A 17,969-nucleotide genomic window follows, 5' to 3' on the forward strand; every position below is an offset into this window, starting at 1 on the left:
CCAAACCGCTACACCCATTCACAGCGAACAGGAAGGAGAACCCGATGGCTTTGGCGTTGGGGGTGGATACCGGTGGGACTTACACGGATGCGGTTCTGATCCGCGACGAGGTTGAGGTGATTGCCTCGGCCAAGTCATTGACCACGCGGGCAGATCTGGCCATCGGGGTGGGAAAGGCGATCTCGGCTGTTTTGGATCAGGCGCAGGTGTCGCCGGATCAGATCTCGTTGGCGTCGCTGTCCACCACATTGGCGACAAATGCGCTGGTCGAAGGGCAGGGCGGTCGTGTGGCGCTGATCTACATCGGGTTCAAGGATAGTGATCTGGAAAAGCACGGGCTGAAGGATGCGCTGAAAGGTGATCCGGCTTTGGTGATCGCAGGTGGGCATTCGCATGCCGGGGGTGAAGTCGCCCCTTTGGATATTGCGGGGCTGGAGGCTTTCCTGGACTTTCACAAGGGGGTGTCGGGCTTTGCTGTGGCCGCACAGTTTGCCACACGTAACCCCGCGCATGAGCTACAGGCAGCGCAGATCATTGCGGAACGTACGGGTGCGCCGGTGACGTGCTCGCACCATTTGTCGGCCAAGCTGAATGGGCCCAAACGCGCTGTAACTGCGGTGTTGAATGCCCGGCTGATCGGGATGATCGACCGGCTGATCGGACGCGCACAGGATCAGTTGTTGGAGCTTGGCATCCACGCGCCGATGATGGTGGTGCGCGGCGATGGTGCGCTGATGAGCGCGGAGCAGGCACGGGAACGGCCGATCGAGACCATTCTCAGCGGCCCGGCGGCGTCCATCGTGGGGGCAAGTTGGCTGACGGGGGCCGAGAACGCGCTGGTGTCTGACATCGGTGGCACCACGACGGATGTGGCTTTGATCCGGGATGGGAAACCGGCAATTGACCCCGATGGCGCACGTGTTGGCGGGTTCCGCACCATGGTCGAGGCTGTGGCAATGCGCACCCACGGATTGGGCGGCGACAGTCAGGTTCATGTGGTGACCGAAGGTTTGGGCGGTGGTGTCTTCTTGGGGCCGCGCCGGGTATTGCCGGTGTCCCTGATTGCCGCCGAAGCACCTGAAGTTGTTCATGCTGTGCTGGACATGCAATTGCGAGCGACCACCGTGGGAGAGCACGACACACGATTTGTGCGTCAGGTGCCCGGAATCCATGCGGAGGGGTTGGGCACAAGAGAGCAGGCATTGTTGGAGCGGCTGGGCAACCAGGTCGTGCCGGTCAGTGATTTACTACGCACCCGGATGGAAAGCGGGGCTTTGACGCGGCTGATGGATCGCGGGATCGTTCAGGTCTCGGGGGTGACGCCTTCGGATGCCAGCCATGTGTTGGGCCGATTGGACAGTTGGGATGCCCAAGCGGCCCGGAAGGCGCTGGAACTGATCGCCCGCAAACGTGTCGGGACCGGCGATGTGTTGGCGCCGTCTCCTGAAAAGCTGGCGCAAATGATCATTGATCAGCTGACACACCAGACGTCCTTGACCTTGTTAGAGACCGCCTTTGCAGAAGAGGCCGAAGAGTTCGGACTGCCGGCTGCGAAGCTGGCGCGTCACGTGCTGACACAAAAGGGGTTAGGTCAGCATCGCGGATTGCTGGCACTGGATGCGGCGTTGAACGTGGATGTGATCGGTTTGGGGGCCTCTGCCCCCAGCTATTATCCGGCGGTTGGTGCGCGTCTTCGGTGCAAGATGATCCTGCCGGAGCATACCGGCGTGGCAAATGCGATTGGCGCGGTGGTTGGCAGGTTGACCCTGCGCCGTTCGGGTACCGTGACGTCCCCGTCGGAGGGTCGGTATCGGGTACATCTTGAAGACGGGCCGCAGGATTTCAATGAGTCCGACGCCGCGATGGATGTTTTGGAGCGTGTCTTGCGCAAACAGGCCGAGGGCGCCGTGCGTCAGGCCGGAGCCGAGGATATCCGGGTGATTGTTGATCGCGACATCCGCACCGCGCGCGTCGAGGCGCAGGAAGTTTTTGTCGAGGCGACGCTGACAGTTGAGGCCAGCGGTCGCCCCCGAGTGGCGTCGGAATAGCCTTTGAACAGACCTTAGAGACTATTCAGCCGCATCGCGCTTGGGCAAAACCCAGTCTGGGCGCGGAAAATGGCAGGTGTAGCCGTTGGGAATGCGTTCCAGGTAATCCTGATGCTCGGGCTCGGCCTCCCAGAAATCACCGACAGGTTCGACTTCGGTCACGACCCGTCCGGGCCAGATACCGCTGGCGTTTACATCGGCGATGGTGTCCTGGGCAACCTGATGCTGCGCCTCGTCCGCATAGTAGATCGCCGAGCGATAGCTCATGCCGCGGTCATTGCCCTGACGGTTCAGCGTGGTCGGGTCGTGAATCTGAAAGAAGAACTCCAGCAATTCGCGATAGGTGATCTGCGTCGGATCGAAGATGATCTCGATCCCTTCCGCATGGGTGCCGTGGTTGCGATAGGTCGCGTTGGGCACGTCTCCGCCCGTATATCCGACGCGGGTGCGCGCAACACCCGGCAGCTTGCGGATCAGGTCCTGCATGCCCCAAAAGCAGCCCCCGGCCAAAACAGCACGTTGTTCGGTCATTGGATGTCCTCCACATGGATCAGGAATTCGCCATAGCCTTCGGCCTCCATCGCGTCGCGATGGATGAACCGCAAGGCGGCAGAGTTGATGCAATATCGCAGCCCGCCATGTTCACGCGGGCCATCGGGAAACACGTGACCCAGATGGCTGTCTGCGTGTTTCGAGCGGACCTCGGTCCGGATCATGCCCAGTGTGCGGTCCTCCAGTTCCTCGACATGTTCATGTACGATGGGTTTGGTGAAGCTGGGCCAGCCACAGCCGGATTCGTATTTATGGGTCGAGGCAAATAACGGCTCGCCCGAGACGATATCCACATAGATACCTGGCTCTTTGTTGTTCAGCAGCTTGCCGGTGCCGGGGCGTTCAGTGCCACTGCGTTGCGTGACGCGATACTCTTCTGGCGAAAGGGCGGCGATGGCCTCGGGAGATTTGGTATAGCGGGTCATGGCGTCTCCGTGTGTTGCGGCTTTGGGTAATAATCTGGGCGCGAAGGGACAGATTTCAAAGCCCAAATTCACGCGGCTCTCGCGGTCGTGTGATTAATCCGTTGGGCAGAGTATCGCGTATAGTTGGAAAAAGGAGGTGCTAAGATGTTTCGATTGGTTCTATTGTCTGTTCTCCTTCTGGTCAGCCGTGCGGTTCAGGCCGCGCCTTTAACTGGCGAGTTTGCCTCGATCGATGGGGGGACGCTGGCGATCGAAGATTGGCGAGGTCAGCCGGTTTTGGTTGTCAACACGGCCTCGCATTGTGGATTCACCGGTCAATATGAGGCTCTGCAAAAGGTATATGACACATATGCCAAGCGGGGTTTGGTGGTTTTGGCGGTTCCGTCAGATTCCTTCAATCAGGAATTGGGCACGGCGGAAGAAGTCAAAGAGTTCTGTGATTTCAACTATGGTCTGACCCTGCCGATGACGGACATTACTCCGGTGCGTGGTCTGGATGCGCATGCGTTTTACAAGGCGGTTGCGGATCAGACCGGTTTCGTACCGAGCTGGAATTTTAACAAAATCCTGATCGACCCCGATGGTGAAGTGGTCGCGACCTATGGGGCCACGACCAAGCCTGATGCGCCCAAGTTGCTGCGTCAGGTCGAAGCCTTGCTGCCCTGAGCTGGTCTCCGCGACAGTTGCACTGCCAGAATGCCCAATGTGGTGACTAGGACACCGACCGCGTCCAGTGGCCCCAGCTTTTCACCCAGCAACAGGGCGGCAATTGCGACGCCGAAGACCGGATTCAGAAAGTGGAAGGTGGCAGCCCGTGTCGGTCCGATCCGGTCCAGCAGAAGAAACCAGATAAACGTGGCCAGCAAACCGGGAAATAAGGTCGTATACGTGAAGGCCAGCGCCAGCGGCACGGTGAGGTGGATATAGATCGTCTCGAACAGGGGGGCCGCGAGGAACAGCACCGCAGAGCCCACAAGCATTTGCAGCCCGACCACCATCATGAAATTTCCACCTGATGTCGCACCACGCACTGCAAGGGTTGCAAAGGTCAGGGCAAGCGCGCCAATGCCGCATAAGACGAGGCCAAACATATCGACGCCTGCGCTGATGCGGCTGCTCATGATCAATGCGACACCGGCGAAACCCGCCATCAACCCGATAAGACCAACGGGCCGCAACCGTTCGCCCAGCAACAGCCAGCTGGCCAGGGCAACCAACAGGGGCATGGTTGATGCGATAATGGCCGCAACCGAGGCCTCGACCGTTTGCATGGCATAGAAATTCAAACCCAAATACAGGGCATTTTGGCAAATCCCGAACAGAATTGTGGCGTACCACTGATCACGGGACAAGCGCCAGCTTTGGCCCATGACGCGGGCTATGGTCACCCCGATGAGACCTGAAATGAGGAACCGCAACGCCAGCGAAAACAGCGGCGAGGCATCGGCAACGATGATCCGGGCCGAGGTAAAGGCCGATGACCAGATCAGGGCAAAGATCAGCCCCATGCCTATGGCGCGCAGGTCCATTCCGGTCTCCTCGTGAAATCGCGGCGACTGTTGACGATATTTGTTGCTTTCGCAAGCAACCAATCTGTGGCGAAACGAAAAAGGGCCGCCCGTGGCGACCCCCGATCCTGCTTGGCCTTCGCGGCGCAAGGTCAGCCGTTGACGCTGTCCTTCAGGGCTTTCGCGATGGTCATTTTCACAACCTTGTCGGCCTCTTTGGTGAAGGTCTCACCGGTGGCAGGGTTGCGTACCTGGCGCTCGGGGCGCTCGCGGCAGTAGATTTTGCCGACACCGGGCAGGGTCACCGCGCCACCAGCCGAAACTTCGCGTGTGATCAGGCCGGTCACGGCCTCCAGCGCGGCGTTTGCAGATTTCTTGTCAGTTCCCATTTCCTCAGCGAGAGCAGCCACCAGCTGAGTCTTTGTCATAGGCTTTGCCATTTCTTGGTCTCCTTAACGTGCCCGATAAATAGGGCCTCACCGCGTAACTGTAACGGGATATTGTGGCTGAACACAACGAATAGTAGCGTGGAAAACCCTAAAAATATGGGGAAATCGTTGCTTTTTTGCTTCAGAGAAAGGCCGTTTCGTCGAAAGAACGCAATTTCCGGCTGTGCAAGCGCTCTAGCGGCATGCCGCGCAGATGCTCCATCGCCCGTATTCCGATGGCCAGATGGCGGCTCACTTGTGTTGTATAGAACTCAGACGCCATACCCGGCAACTTCAGTTCGCCATGCAGCGGTTTGTCGGACACGCAAAGCAGCGTGCCATAGGGCACCCGGAACCGATAGCCATTTGCGGCAATCGTTGCGCTTTCCATATCCAGGGCAATTGCGCGCGACTGGCTGAGACGCTGCACCGGACCGGACTGGTCGCGCAATTCCCAGTTGCGGTTGTCGACCGAGGCGACAGTGCCTGTGCGCATGATCCGCTTCAGTTCGTACCCGTCCTGCTCGGTCACTTCGGCCACGGCGCGTTCCAGTGCCACCTGAACCTCGGCCAAAGGCGGGATCGGCACCCAGACCGGCAGGTCATCATCCAGCACTTTGTCCTCGCGCAGATACGCATGGGCCAATACAAAATCCCCCAGCGCCTGTGTGTTGCGCAGCCCGGCGCAGTGACCAACCATCAGCCAGGCATGTGGGCGCAGCACGGCAATATGGTCGGTGGCGGTTTTGGCGTTTGACGGTCCGACCCCGATATTGACCAGGGTGATCCCAGAACCGTCCTCGCGTTTGAGGTGATAGGTCGGCATCTGCGGCAGCTTCAAAGGTCTTTCCAGCGCCCCGTCAGGCGTCGTGATCCGGGCATTTCCGGTTGAGACAAAGCTGACATAACCGCTTTCGGGGTCGCCCAGCTGCTCGCGGGCATAGTTCTCGAATTCCGAGACGTAAAACTGGTAGTTGGTGAACAGAACGTGGTTCTGGAAATGGCTGGGGTCGGTCGCGGTGTAATGCGCCAGCCGGGCCAGCGAGTAATCCACACGTTGCGCCGTAAACAGGGCCAGCGGTCCCGCAGTGTCCTCGTGGTCGTACACGCCATTGACGATGTCGTCATTTGTTGTGGTCAGGTCCGGCACGTCGAAAACGTCGCGCAATGTGAAACCGGCGGCACCTTGATGCGGCACGACAAGGTCAGGGTTGTTGGCCACCGCAAAATGGACGGGAATCGGAGTCTCGGACGTTCCGATCGTGACCGGCTGGTCGTGGTTCTTGATCAGCAGCGCGATCTGCTGCGTCAGGTAGGATCGAAACAGATCAGGGCGTGTCACGGTTGTAGCATGTGTGCCGGGTTCGGAGACATGTCCAAAGCTCAGCCGGCTGTCGACCTGCGCATAGGACGAGGTTTTGATCCGAATTTCCGGGTAATAGGCTCGGAATCGTTCCGACGGTGTGCCTTGCTCGATGGCACGGGCGAAACTGTCACAGAGAAACCGCGTTGCCAGATCGTACAATTGTTCCAGACGCGCGACAGCGGCGACCGGGTCGGTGAATGTCTCGGGTGTTGGGACGTCGGGTGTTTTTATTATTGTCATGCAAGAGGTTCCAGTAGGTCGATCTTTTCAAATGTACGCACATCCACCAGCCCAAGATCCGAGATTCGGAGTTCCGGAATCACGACCAAGGCCAGCAATGAGTGCTGCATATATGCGTTGTTCAGGTGGCAGCCGCAGGCTTGCATTGCTTTGACCATCCGTTCCGCCTTGGCTGCCACGTCGGCAGCTGGGCTGTCAGACATCAGGCCTGCGATGGGCAATTCGACCAGCGCCAGTTCCTCCCCGTCACGGAATAGGGTGATACCGCCCCCCACCTCGGCCAATCGGTTTGCAGCCAGCGCCATTTGTGCCCGATCTGTGCCAACCACGATCATGTGGTGGCTGTCATGGGCCACGGTTGACGCCATGGCCATCTGCCCTTGATATCCAAAGCCTGAAACAAAGGCGTTGGTGACGCCACCGGTCGCCTGATGCCGTTCGACCAGAGCGATCTGGCAGACATCTCCTTCGCCCTCGACCAGCCCGCCAATGATAGGCAGTTCGGCCTTCAGCGCCTTGGTTGGAGCCTGATTTTCGACAACGCCGATCACGTTGGCCTGAACCCGGTTAGCCCCGGCAGGTGCAGGGATCTCGAAGTCGGCATCGGATAGGCTATGCCCCAGATGAACCGTGTTGCGCGCGGTTTCGGGCCAATTCAGATGCGGGCAGTCGACAGTGATCCTTCCACCCTCGGCTACGACCTGACCTCGGGCGATAACCAGTTCGACGGGCAGCGTTTTCAGGTCCGAGCTGAGGATTATGTCCGCGCGTCGCCCCGGTGTGAGCGAACCGATCTCGCGCTCCAACCCGAAATGCGTGGCGGTGTTGATCGTTGCCATCTGTAATGCGACCAGAGGATCGCATCCGCAGGCAATCGCATGCCGCACGACCCGGTTCATGTGACCGTCATTGACCAGAGTACCCGAATGGCAGTCATCTGTGCACAAGATGAAGTTGCGCGAGTCCAGCCCCTTTTCGGTAATGGCGGTGATTTGGCTTTCCACATCGTACCAGGCCGACCCCAGTCGCATCATCGAACGCATTCCCTGCCGCACGCGGGCAATCGCATCCGCCTCGCAAGTGCCTTCGTGGTCATCTGCGGGGCCGCCAGCCACATAGGCCGCAAAATCAGGCCCTAAATCAGGCGATGCGTAGTGGCCTCCGACGGTTTTGCCCGCTTGCTGAGTTGCTGCAATCTCGGCCAGCATCTTCGGATCGCCGTGAATTACTCCGGGGAAATTCATCATCTCGCCCAGCCCGACGATACCCGGCCAGTTCATCGCTTCGGCCACGTCCTCGGGTGTGATTTCATAACCTGTGGTCTCCAACCCCGGCGCGGACGGAGCGCAGGACGGCATCTGCGTGAAGATATTCACTGGTTGCAACAACGCTTCATCATGCATCATCCGCACACCGTCCAGCCCCAGCACATTGGCAATCTCATGCGGATCCGTGAACATCGATGTGGTGCCATGCGGGATCACGGCGCGGGCAAATTCCGCAGGGGTGAGCATGCCCGATTCGATATGCATATGCCCGTCGCACAGACCCGGCAGCATAAACCGTCCTTTGGCCTCGATGATCGTGGTATCCGGTCCGATGCAATGAGAGGCGTCGGGCCCGACAAACGCCACACGCCCGGCTGCAACGGCAATGTCATGTGCCGTCAAGGCTTCGCGGCTGTGCACGTTCACCCAGACACCGCCACGCACGACCAAATCTGCAGCGTCACGTCCGGCGGCAACGGCAATCAAACGGGGGGCGACATCGGGCCAACTGGGGAAAGGTGTATATTCCATGGCCCAACTTTCCCGAATGCGCGCAAAGGTTCAACCCCCGCTGGACAGGTGTCATGAAACCGTCACGCAGCGCGTCAGCGCTGCCCGGCCCAACCAGTGGGTGCGCCCCGTCAGGGGCGCTGACAATGGGCGGGAGCTCGCCGTTTCAGCCCCCCGCATCCGCTGCAGTCTCGCGACGCAGCCATTCGGCGAAAGCCAGCGCGCCGGGTGCGTCTTCGGCCTGCGGGGACAAGAGCAGATAATAGGCTTCGGGCATCGCGGCACGGTGCTCAAATGGTGCAATCAATCGTCCCTGTGCGATAAGCGCCTGTGCAATCGTGTCATGGGCCAGACACAGCCCACCACCGGCCATCGCCACCGACAGGCTGACCAGATAGGTTGTTGAATAGGTAATGGGCGGATCACTCCAGGTCAGATCCTGATCTTCCGTCCAGCTCTGCCAGTTCGACAGCAGGTTGGAACAGTCATACAGGGGGCAAGCCTGCAGCGAGGCCAATGTGACATCGAAGCCCGGTGCGCAAACAGGATAATAGTGATCGGTTCTCAGCAACTCGGTTCTGACCCTGTCAGAGGGACGCAGCGAGTATCGGATTTCGACCGCAGCGCCTTCGGCCATCTCTCGCGGCTCCCACAATTCGGTGAAGATATTCAATTGAACGTCTGGATGTTCGGCCCTGAATTGCGGCAGGCGCGGGGCCAGCCAGTTGACCGCAAATGTGATGTTGCTTTGCACCTGAACCGCGTTCTGTTGCGCCCCCGTGACGGCCTGAGTGCCGCGGACCAGTGTCCGAAACGCCTCTCGCACCACGGGGAGGTAGGTGATCCCGGCCTCGGTCAATTCCAACACGCGCGGTCGCCGCAGGAAAAGAGGCTGGCCCAGATACCCTTCCAGCGATTTGACCTGCTGGCTGACCGCACTTTGCGTCATGTTCAGATCGCGCGCGGCACCGGTGAAGGACAAGTGCCGGGCAGCGGCCTCGAACGTGCGCAACCAGCCCAATGGCGGTAGCTGTTTCTGCATGTGCATAACTTCGTCATTAGTTCAGCTAATGAATTACTCACGTTTTTTTCGTTGGTCAAACCCGTACGGCGCAGGCACGCTTTCGCCCAACAGAGACTGTCACAAGAGGAGCCCGCAGATGAGCGTCACCAACCTGCGTCCCAATATCGACCACTGGCCCGAACGCGTAGACCTTGCCGCGACGTTCCGATGGACTGAGCGGTTGAACCTGCACGAGGCCGTGGCGAACCATTTCAGCCTCGCCGTGAATGAGGATGGCACGCAGTTCCTGATGAACGCCAATCAAATGCACTTTGCGCGGATCAGGGCCTCGAACCTGCTGTTGCTGGACGCCAATGACCCGGATGTGATGAGCCAGCCCGGTGCTCCTGATCCGACGGCTTGGGGATTGCACGGAGCGATCCATCGCCAGTGCCCGCATGCGCGCTGCGTCATGCATGTGCACTCGATCTTTGCGACCGTTCTGGCGTCTTTGGCCGACAGCAGCCTGCCGCCGATCGATCAGAACACGGCGACGTTCTTCAATCGGTATGTGGTGGACGAAGCCTTTGGCGGGCTGGCCTTTGAAAGCGAGGGCGAGCGCTGTGCTGCGATGCTGTCCGACCCGAAAAAGAAGGTCATGATCATGGGAAACCACGGGGTGCTGGTGATCGGGCGCGACCCGGCGGACACTTTTAACAGGCTGTATTATTTCGAGCGTGCAGCCGAGACTTATATCCGCGCGCTGCAAACCGGTCAGCCGATGCGCGTTATGTCAGATGAGATTGCCGAGAAAACTGCCGCCGAGGTCGACGACTATCCCGATCAGGCCGCTGCGCATTTGCGAGAGATCAAGGCCCTGCTGGATGCCGAAGGCTCTGACTACGCCACGTGAACAGGTGAGGCCCATGACTGACGTCACGCAGGACCCCGAAGCCGCCCGCTGGAACTACCATCCCGAAGGACCGGTGGGTTTGAATCCGCTCTTCACCTGGCCGCCGCGCCCCGCTGCGGTTTTGAGCTGGTATCGGGGGGCGTGGTTGCCGATCACGTCACTGACCCTGTGCATGGTGCTGGCGATTATCACATATGCGGTCTTTTTCCCCGGATTAGAGACCATGCAAAGTTTTGCGCCGGGGTGGATGTTCCGAATCTGGCTGTTGAACATAGGGCCTCAGATACTGGTGGCAGGCAGCCTGCATTGGTGGCTTTACATGCGCAAAGGGCAGGGCATGTACAAGAAATTCGACCGCCGGGACCTGACACGGGACAACGGGACTTTCACGTTCCGAAATCAGGTCTGGGACAATATCTGGTGGACGCTGGGCAGTGCGATGACCGTGGCCACAGTCTATCAATGGATCATCTACTGGGCGATGGCAAACGACTACGTGCCGGTACTCACATGGGCCGCGGCGCCTGTCTGGTTCGTGATCTGGATGCTGTTCATTCCCATGTGGTCCGGGCTTCACTTCTATTGGGTGCACCGACTGGAGCATCACCCCAGACTGTACAAACATGTCCACGCCGTGCATCACCGCAATGTCAATATCGGGCCATGGTCGGGGATCTCGAACCACTGGTATGAAAACCTGCTGTATTTCACGACCTACTTCATTCACCTGATCATACCGTCGCACCCGCTGCACGTATTGTTTCACGCCTATTTCCAGCAGATCAGCCCGGTTCTGTCGCATTCTGGTTTTGAAAAGCTGAAGGCGGGCGAGACGGATGCGGCGCGTGCCGGTGACTTCTTCCATCAACTTCACCACCGGTATTTCGAGTGCAACTATGGCACTTCGGAAATCCCCTTCGACAAGTGGTTCGGTACCTATCATGACGGCTCGGCCGAGGCGACGGTGCGGACGCGGGCGTTCAAAAAGCAGATGTATACCAAGTAGGCCCGGTGCCCCGCGGATCGGCTGGATCAGGTTTTCTCGAACAAGGCGATCAGGGCCAGATCATCCTTGTTGGCGCCCGAGGCCAGGTCGCCGTAGATGCGAACCTCGGGCAGTGACAGATTGTCGATCTGCGTGTCGGACAGGTGATGCAGCGCATCCGCGAACCCGAGCGCCTGATAGTGTTTGGCGTTGATCGACAGCGCAAATTGCGCCCCGGGCCGGGCCGCGCGCAGCAGGGCGGGCAGGACGTCCGGCCCAAGATGCCCGTGGGTGAAGGTGCCCGAGGATACGATCCCCGCATAACTTTCGGCTGGCACAGGCAGGCCCGTGTTCAGATCGGCCTCGATCGCGTCGCGGTAGATGTCCTTGCGCATAGCTTGCTGCAACATCTCGGCGCTGATGTCGGTGGCATCGATCGGCCCGACCCCAAGACCGGCCAATACAGCACCGCATAGCCCGGTGCCCGCGCCGACATCCAGCACCGGCCCCTGACCGCCTGCGCCGACAAAGGCGCGCGCGGTGTGGATGTGCAACTGATAGTCTTCGCGCGTGGCAAAGCCATCGTCGTAGTCACCCGCCCATTCCGCATAGAGGCGCTTGTTATCCTCGGGCGATTTCAGGGCATAGGCGGCGTTCAGGTCGGGGCTCTTTTGGCTCATCCTTCAATCAAGGCCCAACGGGGGATTCGAATCAAGTGCGTCGATCCGGCGCTTGCATCCCCGTGGGGGGCGGCTCATCAAAGGGGCATGACACAGACTTTGTTTTCCTTTGGCCACGGCTATTCGGCGCGGGCATTGTCACGAACGCTGGTGCCCGAAGGGTGGCGGGTGATCGGCACAACGCGCGATGCCGCGCAACTGGGCGTAATCCGAGACTCCGGAGCCGAACCGCTGGTCTGGCCGGGCGGTGCGCCTGATCTGGATGGGGTGACGCATCTGTTGATCTCAACCGCGCCCACGGCCGAGGGCGACCCGGTGCTGGCGCAGCTGTACGACGAGATTGCGAAGCGGGCCGCGCAGTTTTCATGGGTCGGGTATTTGTCGACGACGGCCGTATACGGCGATCACGGCGGTGATTGGGTGGACGAGGCGACACCGGCGACCCCAACGGCGGAACGCGGCCGTTGGCGGGTAAGGGCCGAGGACCAATGGGCCGGAATCCCCGACCTGCCGTTGCACATCTTTCGGCTGGCGGGGATTTATGGGCCCGGGCGTGGCCCGTTCTCCAAACTCAAACGCGGGGGGCTGCGGCGTATCATCAAACCGGGGCAGGTGTTTTCGCGTATCCATGTCGATGACATTGCGCAGGTGCTGGCGGCTTCGATGCGGCGGCCAAACCCGAGTGCGATCTACAATGTCTGCGATGACGAACCGGTGCCCCCTCAGGACGTCATTGGCTATGCGGCCGAGTTGCAGGGCCTGCCTCTGCCGCCCGCTGTGGCATTCGATGAAGCGGATCTGACGCCAATGGCTCGTAGTTTTTATAACGAAAACAAGCGCGTTCGGAATGACCGGATCAAGGATGAGCTGGGCGTTGCCCTGCTGTACCCCAATTATCGGGTTGGATTGGAGGCCCTGATGGCGCAGGGTCGGAACGCTCCGTAGGACGGGATTGCGCGCGCCACATCCGCCTTGTCAGCGCCTTGGTCGAAATAGTATTGGGGTCCAATGGACAAGCGATCCGCGCCTTTGCACATTACCGTATCCACCCTGACGCGCCAGCGCCCCGAGATGCTGGCGGCTTTGATCGAAAGTTGGGGCGCGACGACGCTGCCTGCAGATTGCACCGTTCGGTTTCTGGTGGTCGAGAACGACGCGACCGAAGTAAGTCGCGCAACCGTCGATGGCTTTGGTCAGACGCTGTCCAATGGGGCTGCGCTGCACTATGTGCTCGAACCCGAGCTGGGCATTCCCTTTGGGCGCAACCGCGCTGCGCGAGAGGCGTTGGCCAACAGTTCCGATCTGTTGTGTTTCGTGGATGATGATGAGGTAGTGGCCCGTGACTGGCTTGAGAAGCTGGTGGCCGGGTATCGCGGCAGCTCGGCCGTGTTGCTTGGTGCGCCTTTACGAGCGGCAGAGCCTGCGGGCGGTGAAACGGCGATGCAGCGCCTTATGCTGCGCAACATCAGCAACCGGTATATGGAAAAGGAACGTGCCGCTGCGCGCAAGGCCAGTTTGAATGATACGGGCGGCGTCACCATCGTCACCAATAACTGGCTGGGTGAGACGCGGCTGTTCAGTGAAACCGGCATCTGGTTTGACGAAAACATGCGCATGACCGGCGGAACCGATGCAAAATTCTACGCCGAGGCGGTTGCTGCAGGAAAGACCGTCGGTTGGGTGCCCGACGCCTTTGTGTACGAGACGATCCCGCCCGAGCGGTTATCCTTCTGGTATCAGGCGGCGCGGGGGCGCGATCAGTCGAATACCCATATGCGCCGCAAGCTGGACAAACGCCCGCTCAGCGCTGCCTTGGGGTTTATCTCGGCGCCGTTCAGGGTAGTCGCTTTGCTGGGGGCCATTCTGCTGTTGCCGTTCCAACCCGACAGGCGCCTGATTCAGATCGCGCGCGGTGCCGGGTGGCTGGTGGGTGTTCTGGGCATCCCGTTTGGCTATAAATCCGCGCTTTACAAAAAGGTCAGCGGGCATTGAAGGATCCTGATGGGCGCTTAGCGGCCCAGCAGTTTTAGCCCGTCTTTTGCCGCCTGACGTATGGCGCTGGCAAACAGGGCGACGTCGATATGTGTGGCCATGAATGTCACGCCCATGTCGGCACATGTTTTCTGCATCACCGGATCGAGCGTCAGAATCCCCGCCGCTTTGTCCGACGCGACAATCTTGGTCAGCGCGGTGTCTATCGCCGCCAGTACCTCAGGGTGATCGGCCTGTCCCGGATACCCCAGATCGGCGGCCAGATCAGCCGGGCCGACAAAGACACCGTCAACGCCCTCTATCTCAAGTATCTCGTCCAAAGCGGCCAGGCCCGCGCGGTTTTCCACCTGAACCAGCAGGCAGACCTGCGAGTCGGCGGTTTCAATGTAATCTGTGATCGCGCCGAACCTGGATGCGCGCGCCAGCGAGGCCCCAACCCCGCGCACCCCGTGCGGAGGATAGGTGACGGCCCGTACAAGTTCGCGCGTTTGCGCGGCGCTTTCGACGATCGGGATCAAAATGGACTGCGCTCCCGCATCCAGCACCTGTTTGATTATCCACGTTTCGCCGACCGGTAGCCGCACCACCGCCTGAGATGATGAGGCCTGAACGATCTGAAGCTGCGCCATGATCGACCGCAGGTCGTTTGGCGCATGCTCTCCGTCGATCAGCAGCCAATCGAACCCGGCCGTAGCGGAAATCTCGGCGGCGTAGGGATCGGCCATACCCAACCAGCATCCAAGTTGCGGGCGCTTGTCTCTGAGGGCTTGTTTAAACGTATTTTTTGGCGCTGGCATGGTGTCCTCCCTGAATGTCATAGGGTGTAGACGTTTGCAGCCCACGCCTCAACGCGTGTTTTTGCAGGTGTTCCGCAGTTTGACGCGGCAGGATGCGCTTACGCTCGGCACTGAATTACAGGCGCAATCAGGCCAATGGAGATTGCAGAAATAAAGTGATAATTAAAAGTTATTATTATTATCAAAAAACAAAACTTTTTCAGATGAGTTCCCTTTGATAGGATTCGCGACAGACAGCAAGATTGAGTCGTTGATGCATTTTACAAAAAGATACGCGCCCGTGACTTGTGCAATCCCGCGCAGGTCACAGGTAATGTGTCAGGGCGGAGATTGCGCGCGACCATGTTCACTGCCTCACTCGCAACAGCACAACGTTTCGGCGCCAGCCAGAATTGGAGATCAAAATGGACGGAAGTGACAACCCAAACATGGGCAAATGCCCGGTAATGCATGGCGCGGGAACCCGGTCAAACCGTGACTGGTGGCCCAACCAGCTGAACCTGTCGATCCTCCATCAGCATGGATCGGCTTCGAACCCGATGGGCGCAGATTTCGACTATGCCGAAGCGTTCAAAGGCCTGGACTACAAGGCGCTGAAAGAAGACCTGTACGCGCTGATGACGGACTCGCAGGACTGGTGGCCGGCGGATTATGGCCATTATGGCGGGTTGTTCATCCGTATGGCATGGCACAGCGCGGGCACCTACCGGACGGCGGATGGCCGTGGCGGGGCCTCGACCGGGAACCAACGGTTTGCGCCGCTCAACAGCTGGCCGGATAACGGGAACCTCGACAAAGCGCGTCGTCTGCTGTGGCCGATCAAGCAGAAATACGGCAACCAGATCTCGTGGGCGGACCTGATGATCCTTGCGGGAAACTGCGCCATTGAATCCATGGGCGGCACGACCTTTGGCTTTGCCGGTGGCCGTGAAGATATCTGGGCCCCCGAGGAAGACATCTATTGGGGGACCGAGACCGAATGGCTGGCCCCCACCGATAACCCGAATAGCCGCTATTCCGGTGAGCGTGATCTGGAAAACCCGCTGGCCGCAGTACAGATGGGCCTGATCTATGTGAACCCGGAAGGCCCGGATGGGGAACCGAACGTTCTGGCCTCGGGCCGCGACATCCGTGAAACCTTTGCCCGGATGGCGATGAACGATGAGGAAACCGTCGCTCTGGTCGCTGGCGGTCACACTTTTGGTAAGGCGCATGGCGCGGGTGATCCGGACCTGGTCGGCCCCGAGCCCGAAGGCGCTCCGATCGAGGAAATGGGCTTTGGCTGGATCAACAAGTTCGGCTCGGGCAAGGGTGACGACACCACAACCTCGGGGATCGAAGGCGCATGGACCGCGAACCCGATCAAATGGGACAACGGGTTCTTTGACCTGCTGTTCGGCTATGACTGGAACCTGACCAAAAGCCCCTCGGGCGCGTGGATCTGGGAGCCGATTGGTGTGAAAGAAGAAGACATGGCGCCGGCCGCACATGATCCGTCCAAAAAGGTCAAGACCATGATGACCACCGCCGACATGGCGATGCGCATGGACCCGATCTATGGCCCGATCTCGAAACGCTTCCACGAGAACCCGGATGAGTTCGCCGATGCCTTTGCCCGCGCTTGGTTCAAACTGACCCACCGCGACATGGGCCCGCGTTCGAACTATATCGGTGAAGAAGCCCCCACTGAGGAGCTGATCTGGCAGGACAACGTGCCCGCCGTGGATCATGATCTGGTGGACGACGCGGATGTGGCCGATCTGAAAGCGAGGATCGCAACAACTGGTCTGTCTGTGTCGGAACTGGTCTCGACCGCATGGGCATCTGCTTCGACCTTCCGTGGTTCGGACAAGCGCGGCGGTGCCAATGGCGCTCGTATCCGCCTTGCGCCGCAGAAAGACTGGGCAGTGAACGAGCCGATGAAGCTGTCAAACGTGCTGGACACGCTGGAAGGCGTTCAGACCGCGTTCAACGGCGCGCAGTCGGACGGCAAGAAGGTTTCGCTGGCGGATGTGATCGTTCTGGCAGGCAGCGTCGGTGTCGAACAAGCGGCCAAAGCAGCCGGTCACGATGTCGAGGTTCCTTTCACACCAGGCCGCACAGATGCAACGCAGGAACAGACGGATGTGGACAGCTTTGCGATGCTTGAACCGGCGGCTGACGGGTTCCGCAACTACCAGAAAACCGAGTTCAGCGTCTCACCCGAAGAGCTGCTGGTGGACCGCGCGCAGCTGCTGACGCTGTCCGCGCCCGAGATGACGGCCTTGGTCGGAGGGTTGCGCGTCATGGGGGCCAATTTCGGCGATACCAAGCACGGTGTGTTCACGGATCGGGTCGGCGCGCTCAGCACCGACTTCTTCACCAACCTGCTGGACATGGGCACCGAATGGAAGCCTGCGGGCAATGGCGTCTATGAAGGGCGTGATCGTGCCAGCGGTGCCGTCAAATGGACCGGCACGCGCGTCGATCTGGTCTTCGGCTCAAACTCGCAATTGCGCGCGTTGGCCGAGGTCTATGGCCAGTCGGACGCAGGCGGCAAGTTTGTCTGCGACTTCGTCTCGGCCTGGAACAAGGTGATGAACGCAGACCGGTTCGACCTCAAGTAAACACCCGGCCACTCACGAAACCACGCCGCCCAGGGAAACCCGGGCGGCGTTTTCTTTGCCGAGTCCCGGTGCCCGAAGCCGAGGACTAAGGCGATTCCCGCAATTCGCTTGGTTTGAGCTGCCTGAAAGGGATGATTGGGGTCCTTTGGCGGTGGAAATTTAAAGGTAACCTGTTGTTTTTTTTAACCTCATGCAAAATGTGGCGGAAAATGTGAAGTTTTTTCAAAATGGGGGTTGCAGGTCCCGGACCCAATCCGTAAATACCCCTTCACCGGCGCTGCTGAGGCGGTTGCTGGGACGCTGGGAACGGCGGAGACGGGCCGGAGAGACGGTTGTGACGCTCGGGAGAGACCGGGGGCATCTTGGGTTATGGAATGGGCGGTTGCGCTGAGGTTTTGGCGTGATGGTCTGCTTTTTGGCTCTGGGTGTTATGTTCTTTGACATTGATGGATAACTGAAGAGATATGTGGGCGGTTTGGTTCGTTTCGACGGATTGGATGTCTGTATATCGCGCTCTTAGGTTAAGTTGTTTGCGCTCTTGTAGTGTGAGTGGCGGCGCCGATGATAGAGTGTCAGCTTCACTGTTTGTACGGCTTTCGGTTTCTTAGGAGACCTGAAGCACAACAAACAGATGACTTTTAGTTGTAC

The 17,969-nt window shown here is 59.5% G+C and carries 16 protein-coding genes; 7 read left to right on the plus strand and 9 right to left on the minus strand.

Annotated elements, in window-relative coordinates:
* Positions 1 to 44: 44 nt before the first annotated feature.
* Complete coding sequence (locus ACRZ9X_RS14595; protein ID WP_480520075.1) at positions 45 to 2,048, plus strand: hydantoinase/oxoprolinase family protein; 2,004 nt, start codon at positions 45 to 47, stop codon at positions 2,046 to 2,048.
* A 21-nt stretch (positions 2,049 to 2,069) separates the two neighbouring features.
* On the opposite strand, the gene msrA is transcribed toward ACRZ9X_RS14595, so the two are convergent.
* Complete coding sequence (gene msrA, locus ACRZ9X_RS14600) at positions 2,070 to 2,579, minus strand: peptide-methionine (S)-S-oxide reductase MsrA (RefSeq protein ID WP_480520077.1); 510 nt, start codon at positions 2,577 to 2,579, stop codon at positions 2,070 to 2,072.
* Entirely contained in the window at positions 2,576 to 3,025 is a 450-nt protein-coding gene (gene msrB / locus ACRZ9X_RS14605; protein ID WP_480520079.1) for a peptide-methionine (R)-S-oxide reductase MsrB, read from the minus strand. Before msrB ends, msrA begins: the two co-directional genes overlap by 4 nt.
* Positions 3,026 to 3,169: 144 nt before the next feature.
* Between msrB and ACRZ9X_RS14610 the strand changes: the two genes are divergently transcribed.
* Entirely contained in the window at positions 3,170 to 3,691 is a 522-nt protein-coding gene (locus tag ACRZ9X_RS14610) for a glutathione peroxidase (protein ID WP_480520081.1), read from the plus strand.
* On the opposite strand, the gene ACRZ9X_RS14615 is transcribed toward ACRZ9X_RS14610, so the two are convergent.
* The 5 genes from ACRZ9X_RS14615 to ACRZ9X_RS14635 form a co-directional block, all read right to left on the minus strand.
* Entirely contained in the window at positions 3,667 to 4,554 is an 888-nt protein-coding gene (locus ACRZ9X_RS14615; protein ID WP_480520083.1) for a DMT family transporter, read from the minus strand. The two genes, ACRZ9X_RS14610 and ACRZ9X_RS14615, sit on opposite strands and share 25 nt — an antisense overlap.
* A gap of 131 nt (positions 4,555 to 4,685) precedes the next feature.
* Positions 4,686 to 4,973, minus strand: a complete 288-nt coding sequence (locus tag ACRZ9X_RS14620) for an HU family DNA-binding protein (RefSeq protein WP_050605937.1) — start codon at positions 4,971 to 4,973, stop codon at positions 4,686 to 4,688.
* A gap of 130 nt (positions 4,974 to 5,103) precedes the next feature.
* Positions 5,104 to 6,567: an AMP nucleosidase gene (locus ACRZ9X_RS14625; protein WP_480520085.1), complete on the minus strand. Its 1,464-nt coding sequence runs from the start codon at positions 6,565 to 6,567 to the stop codon at positions 5,104 to 5,106.
* The gene (gene ade / locus ACRZ9X_RS14630) at positions 6,564 to 8,366 is read right to left on the minus strand and encodes an adenine deaminase (RefSeq protein WP_480520087.1); all 1,803 of its coding nucleotides are present in this window, start codon (positions 8,364 to 8,366) and stop codon (positions 6,564 to 6,566) included. Before ade ends, ACRZ9X_RS14625 begins: the two co-directional genes overlap by 4 nt.
* 145 nt (positions 8,367 to 8,511) lie before the next feature.
* Positions 8,512 to 9,387: a LysR family transcriptional regulator gene (locus ACRZ9X_RS14635; protein WP_480520089.1), complete on the minus strand. Its 876-nt coding sequence runs from the start codon at positions 9,385 to 9,387 to the stop codon at positions 8,512 to 8,514.
* A gap of 118 nt (positions 9,388 to 9,505) precedes the next feature.
* On the opposite strand from ACRZ9X_RS14635, the gene ACRZ9X_RS14640 reads away from it, so the two are divergent.
* Positions 9,506 to 10,261 (plus strand): class II aldolase and adducin N-terminal domain-containing protein, encoded by a 756-nt coding sequence (locus tag ACRZ9X_RS14640; RefSeq protein ID WP_480520091.1) that lies wholly within the window; start codon positions 9,506 to 9,508, stop codon positions 10,259 to 10,261.
* Between the two features lie 13 nt (positions 10,262 to 10,274).
* Entirely contained in the window at positions 10,275 to 11,267 is a 993-nt protein-coding gene (locus ACRZ9X_RS14645; protein ID WP_480520093.1) for a sterol desaturase family protein, read from the plus strand.
* Between the two features lie 26 nt (positions 11,268 to 11,293).
* Here the strand turns inward: ACRZ9X_RS14645 and ACRZ9X_RS14650 are convergent, their stop codons facing one another.
* Entirely contained in the window at positions 11,294 to 11,926 is a 633-nt protein-coding gene (locus tag ACRZ9X_RS14650; protein ID WP_480520095.1) for a class I SAM-dependent DNA methyltransferase, read from the minus strand.
* A gap of 87 nt (positions 11,927 to 12,013) precedes the next feature.
* Between ACRZ9X_RS14650 and ACRZ9X_RS14655 the strand changes: the two genes are divergently transcribed.
* Together ACRZ9X_RS14655 and ACRZ9X_RS14660 are read left to right on the plus strand one after the other, a co-directional pair.
* Positions 12,014 to 12,871, plus strand: a complete 858-nt coding sequence (locus ACRZ9X_RS14655; protein ID WP_480520097.1) for an SDR family oxidoreductase — start codon at positions 12,014 to 12,016, stop codon at positions 12,869 to 12,871.
* 63 nt (positions 12,872 to 12,934) lie between these two features.
* Positions 12,935 to 13,918: a glycosyltransferase gene (locus tag ACRZ9X_RS14660; RefSeq protein WP_480520099.1), complete on the plus strand. Its 984-nt coding sequence runs from the start codon at positions 12,935 to 12,937 to the stop codon at positions 13,916 to 13,918.
* Positions 13,919 to 13,935: 17 nt separating this feature from the next.
* Here ACRZ9X_RS14660 and ACRZ9X_RS14665 read toward each other — a convergent pair whose 3' ends face one another.
* Entirely contained in the window at positions 13,936 to 14,715 is a 780-nt protein-coding gene (locus ACRZ9X_RS14665) for an aldolase/citrate lyase family protein (protein WP_480520101.1), read from the minus strand.
* 404 nt (positions 14,716 to 15,119) lie between these two features.
* Here ACRZ9X_RS14665 and katG point away from each other — a divergent pair, with 404 nt between their 5' ends.
* A complete protein-coding gene (gene katG / locus ACRZ9X_RS14670; protein WP_480520103.1) occupies positions 15,120 to 17,321 on the plus strand; it encodes a catalase/peroxidase HPI in 2,202 nt (733 codons plus the stop codon).
* Positions 17,322 to 17,969: the final 648 nt, after the last annotated feature.

The organism is Ruegeria sp. AL1 (genome assembly GCF_056540905.1).

What these genes read in the sequence shown, in the direction of transcription:
- ACRZ9X_RS14595 (WP_480520075.1), top strand. Translation starts at nt 45, where the DNA reads ATGGCTTTGGCGTTGGGGGTGGATACCGGTGGGACTTACACGGATGCG.
- msrA (WP_480520077.1), bottom strand. Translation starts at nt 2,579, where the DNA reads ATGACCGAACAACGTGCTGTTTTGGCCGGGGGCTGCTTTTGGGGCATG.
- msrB (WP_480520079.1), bottom strand. Translation starts at nt 3,025, where the DNA reads ATGACCCGCTATACCAAATCTCCCGAGGCCATCGCCGCCCTTTCGCCA.
- ACRZ9X_RS14610 (WP_480520081.1), top strand. Translation starts at nt 3,170, where the DNA reads ATGTTTCGATTGGTTCTATTGTCTGTTCTCCTTCTGGTCAGCCGTGCG.
- ACRZ9X_RS14615 (WP_480520083.1), bottom strand. Translation starts at nt 4,554, where the DNA reads ATGGACCTGCGCGCCATAGGCATGGGGCTGATCTTTGCCCTGATCTGG.
- ACRZ9X_RS14620 (WP_050605937.1), bottom strand. Translation starts at nt 4,973, where the DNA reads ATGGCAAAGCCTATGACAAAGACTCAGCTGGTGGCTGCTCTCGCTGAG.
- ACRZ9X_RS14625 (WP_480520085.1), bottom strand. Translation starts at nt 6,567, where the DNA reads ATGACAATAATAAAAACACCCGACGTCCCAACACCCGAGACATTCACC.
- ade (WP_480520087.1), bottom strand. Translation starts at nt 8,366, where the DNA reads ATGGAATATACACCTTTCCCCAGTTGGCCCGATGTCGCCCCCCGTTTG.
- ACRZ9X_RS14635 (WP_480520089.1), bottom strand. Translation starts at nt 9,387, where the DNA reads ATGCAGAAACAGCTACCGCCATTGGGCTGGTTGCGCACGTTCGAGGCC.
- ACRZ9X_RS14640 (WP_480520091.1), top strand. Translation starts at nt 9,506, where the DNA reads ATGAGCGTCACCAACCTGCGTCCCAATATCGACCACTGGCCCGAACGC.
- ACRZ9X_RS14645 (WP_480520093.1), top strand. Translation starts at nt 10,275, where the DNA reads ATGACTGACGTCACGCAGGACCCCGAAGCCGCCCGCTGGAACTACCAT.
- ACRZ9X_RS14650 (WP_480520095.1), bottom strand. Translation starts at nt 11,926, where the DNA reads ATGAGCCAAAAGAGCCCCGACCTGAACGCCGCCTATGCCCTGAAATCG.
- ACRZ9X_RS14655 (WP_480520097.1), top strand. Translation starts at nt 12,014, where the DNA reads ATGACACAGACTTTGTTTTCCTTTGGCCACGGCTATTCGGCGCGGGCA.
- ACRZ9X_RS14660 (WP_480520099.1), top strand. Translation starts at nt 12,935, where the DNA reads ATGGACAAGCGATCCGCGCCTTTGCACATTACCGTATCCACCCTGACG.
- ACRZ9X_RS14665 (WP_480520101.1), bottom strand. Translation starts at nt 14,715, where the DNA reads ATGCCAGCGCCAAAAAATACGTTTAAACAAGCCCTCAGAGACAAGCGC.
- katG (WP_480520103.1), top strand. Translation starts at nt 15,120, where the DNA reads ATGGACGGAAGTGACAACCCAAACATGGGCAAATGCCCGGTAATGCAT.